We start from the raw sequence: 508 nt of genomic DNA on the forward strand, positions 1-508 counted from the left end.
CTTCACGAACACGCCGAGGCGCTGTTTGCCTTCCGACGTCACCAGCTCGCCACCCAGGAAGGTCAGCGTGACGAACGGGCTGAAGCCGTTGGCGCGATGGTTCTGCATGCGGAATGCCGTCAGTTCCAGCGTCGGCAGCCCCGTGCCTCCCAGGTCGACCTGCGTGGGCAGGCCGCGCGCCACCAGCTCGGCCTGCAGGTTGCTGGCCAGGTAGCCGGCGGCATCGAGCGGCGCGCCGTCCACCGTCAGGGCGGCGGGCAGGATGCCGCTGGAGAAGGCGCGGCCCGCGCCGGGACGGGCATCGACCAGGGCCAGCGTCGTGGCAGGCGCGCTGGTGCCGAAGACCAGCTGCTCGGAGGGCGCCGGGTGACGGACGGAATACGACTTGGGTGCGCAGCCCGCGAGCAGCGCGAGCGCGGCCACGCATGCGGCCATGCGGGCGAAATGATGGACGTGCATTGAGTTCCCCTGTGTGGTGTGACGTTCCTTGTGGCGCCCGGTCCCCACC

1 protein-coding gene is annotated in these 508 nt (G+C 70.9%); it reads right to left on the minus strand.

Going from position 1 to position 508, the window contains the following annotated elements:
• Positions 1-459: hypothetical protein (locus tag CSC74_RS17380; RefSeq protein ID WP_211369689.1), on the minus strand; the 459-nt coding region annotated here is incomplete at its 3' end.
• Between the last annotated feature and the right edge of the window lie 49 nt (positions 460-508).

The organism is Pseudoxanthomonas yeongjuensis, assembly GCF_010093345.1.
GTDB classification, from domain to species: Bacteria; Pseudomonadota; Gammaproteobacteria; order Xanthomonadales; family Xanthomonadaceae; genus Pseudoxanthomonas_A; species Pseudoxanthomonas_A yeongjuensis.